Annotated in this window: 4 protein-coding genes; 2 read left to right on the forward strand and 2 right to left on the reverse strand. The window is 40.7% G+C overall.

The genetic code is table 11. The annotated features are described in order from the left end of the window. A partial coding sequence (locus ACYVLS_RS09065; RefSeq protein WP_460323765.1) for a transposase occupies positions 1 to 178 on the forward strand: 178 nt, incomplete at its 5' end. Between the two features lie 95 nt (positions 179 to 273). Here ACYVLS_RS09065 and ACYVLS_RS09070 read toward each other — a convergent pair. Beyond that, on the reverse strand, positions 274 to 1,008 hold the full coding sequence (locus ACYVLS_RS09070) for a tryptophan-rich sensory protein (protein WP_460323759.1): 735 nt from the start codon (positions 1,006 to 1,008) through the stop codon (positions 274 to 276). A 15-nt stretch (positions 1,009 to 1,023) separates the two neighbouring features. After that, positions 1,024 to 2,283: a UV DNA damage repair endonuclease UvsE gene (gene uvsE / locus ACYVLS_RS09075; protein ID WP_460323761.1), complete on the reverse strand. Its 1,260-nt coding sequence runs from the start codon at positions 2,281 to 2,283 to the stop codon at positions 1,024 to 1,026. Between the two features lie 166 nt (positions 2,284 to 2,449). Between uvsE and ACYVLS_RS09080 the strand changes: the two genes are divergently transcribed. After that, positions 2,450 to 2,593: a lmo0937 family membrane protein gene (locus ACYVLS_RS09080; RefSeq protein WP_460323763.1), complete on the forward strand. Its 144-nt coding sequence runs from the start codon at positions 2,450 to 2,452 to the stop codon at positions 2,591 to 2,593. Positions 2,594 to 2,760 lie beyond the last annotated feature (167 nt).

Here is a 2,760-nt window from a genome sequence, read left to right on the forward strand (position 1 = left end):
CTGGTTTAAAGCCTACCCAGATACGAAGAAGGAGCTTTGGAAAGGGTCGTTATGGTCACATAGTTACTTTGCCAGCACTGTAGGCGACGTCTCCAAAGAAGTTGTGCTGCAATACGTTCAGGACCAGATAAAAGAATACAATAGCGGGCGTTCGAGACGTGATTCATCCCCTGGTTGAAACCAGGGATTTTCTCACTAACGCCCCGTATAAAAAGGACTTTAAACAGCCGTAAAAAGCCGTTCAAAGTCCTTCCAATCATTATTATAATTTGCTTATCTGGCCCGTCGTCTGATTCTCTCAAAGAGAACAATTGATGATCCCAGCACTTGAAAGACAATGCCCATAGCAGCAATGATTGTCAGCAGAAAGAGCTGATTTTCATTCTCGATAATGATGCCAACGTATGTCCAGACAAAAACGAGTGGATAAATCCAGTCCATGCGAACTAGAGAAACGATCAACGCAATTATAGCCGCTGCGACCAGCAGAATCAGCGTCCACTGGTACTCATTCAAGCTCAGCACTTCTTCCATTTCCAGGTCGTTAACCCAGTCTACTATATTAACAATGGTAGCTACCGTTCCCCATGCGAAGTAAACTGAAAAAGGAACACGGTCAAACCAGTGCGTACGGTATTTTGTAATTTTTAAATATATAACAACCAGTGTGACAAGCAGAGCTAGTATTATGATTACTGAAGCCAATTTCCATTCCTGCGTGAATGCTATAATCCACATACCATTCAATAAAAAGTTGGCTACTGGCCAGTAATGCAGTTTCTCATGCACAATATCCTTTTCTTCACTTACCACGAATAATCGAATAAGCCAGAAAAGAAGCAGTGTATATATAAGTCCCCATATTGAAAATACATAACCGGCTGGCTGAATGATTGTCTGATTCTGATCTGCCACCATGCCGACATCAGTGGCTGACCAATAATTTAAAGCAAGCATCACCACATAGGCAATGGAGTAAATCAATCCTAATTTTTTTCGCTCTGTCATTTTACCACTCCTCTATTATAGATAAAAATACAGTGATTGAAGTAAATAAGAGGCCTCATATTTCTCGGCCAGTTTATACAAATACCGCTTGGCTTTAGGTAACGCAAGCAGTTCTTTTTCTGCTGCTTCTTTAAGTGACTGAAATTTATCTTTCTCCTTGTCTGTGACATGCTTGTTTAAATGCCCCCAGACATGATCGAGTGCATTAATGCCTGTTCCTATTTTTAATGGCGTACCCAGTGCATTTTCAATCAGACGGTAAAACGTCACGACTGGATAGTTTTTTTTGTCTTTTAAAAGCTCTCGTAGTTCATTGTAAATCGCCGGGGACCGTTCCAGCACTGAATATTTGTAGCGTGCCCATTCCAGTTCAAGCTTTTTGATATCTGGCTGGGAGGTTGTGGCATGCAGGCATTTTCGTGCTGAAAGATTCTTATCTTTTACTTCGAGCATAATATCTACGTCCAATGGAGAAACGGCATGATAAAAATCGAGAAAGGCATCAATACTGACCGATTGTGAATGCGAACCAATGCGTCCGCCCTCCTGCTGTTCAGAATAATGTACTTTCGGCCTGCCATCTGCTTCACCCCAAGTCTCAGCTGCCTGTTTGATGCAGTCGAAGTCACTTTCAGGAATGCCTGAATGGTTAATCTGATGATGGAGGTTATCATAGACTACCGGCGCACCGGTCAGGCGACTTATTGCAAGGACATCATTAATAGTATAAGACCGATCATCGTTTTCGATAATGAGTCGTTTTTTTATGGCATCATCCAGCTTTTTATAGGTCTTAGCGAAGCGGTCAACCGCGGCTTCTTTGTCACCGTAAACTCCACCTATATGCAGGATGAGTTTATGAGAGGCATCAAGATTCAAGTTTTCCATAAATTGCGTATGATAGCTTAGATCATCAACTGCACGCTCCACCACACCGGAGTCCGGAGAATTTAATACAGTATATTGTCCAGGATGCATGGATACACGCATTTGATAAGCCTGTATTTTTTTGCCTATCCGATCAAACTGATTTTTGAACAGAGCTGACCAGTCCAGCCTATTTGTTTCAAAATCTGATCCGAACGGAATGATATCTGAACTCATTCGAAACAGTCGGATGCCTTCTTTATGATTGTACTCAATCATTTCTTCCAGCACTTTAAGATTATGTTCAATTAAGGTAGTCAGGTAGTCAGCTGTTGCATTCTGTTTTCGACATGTCCGGTATGTTCCTGCTGCGGGTCCCCGTGTAATGCATGCATACCCTATAGTCATATGTTCACCTTCATTCTCAACTTATTACTATAAGTTTATCATTCAATTAAAAATAAGACTAACATTCTGAATTTTAACCGTCTATATTTCAGCGAAAGCATATCGTTACCGTTTAATGAGTTGCATCTGTTATACTCAACTTATCAAAGAAAAGGAGTGAGAACTAATGTTGTGGACAATAATTGGTTTACTTATTTTATTCTGGATTTTGGGACTTGTATTCGAAGTTGCCGGAGGACTAATCCACGTTTTGCTTGTAATCGCGCTAATAGTATTTATCTTTAACATGATTACAGGTCGACGAACCTGATAGATTAGCTATAATTGATTAATCGTAACCCCTGCGTGCTGGGATAAAGTCCATATAATTGTGTAAAAGCAAAAAGGCCATGTAAGGTCCTTTTACGGTACAATGTTTTTAACCACAAAAACATACCCAGGAGGACTTTACATGACCCAAGTACATTTTACACTGGA

The sequence above is a fragment of the Alkalibacterium psychrotolerans genome, assembly GCF_054784355.1.

Excerpts from the sequence above, each read along its gene's own strand:
- uvsE (WP_460323761.1), bottom strand. The coding sequence starts at position 2,283 with ATGACTATAGGGTATGCATGCATTACACGGGGACCCGCAGCAGGAACA.
- ACYVLS_RS09070 (WP_460323759.1), bottom strand. The coding sequence starts at position 1,008 with ATGACAGAGCGAAAAAAATTAGGATTGATTTACTCCATTGCCTATGTG.
- ACYVLS_RS09080 (WP_460323763.1), top strand. The coding sequence starts at position 2,450 with ATGTTGTGGACAATAATTGGTTTACTTATTTTATTCTGGATTTTGGGA.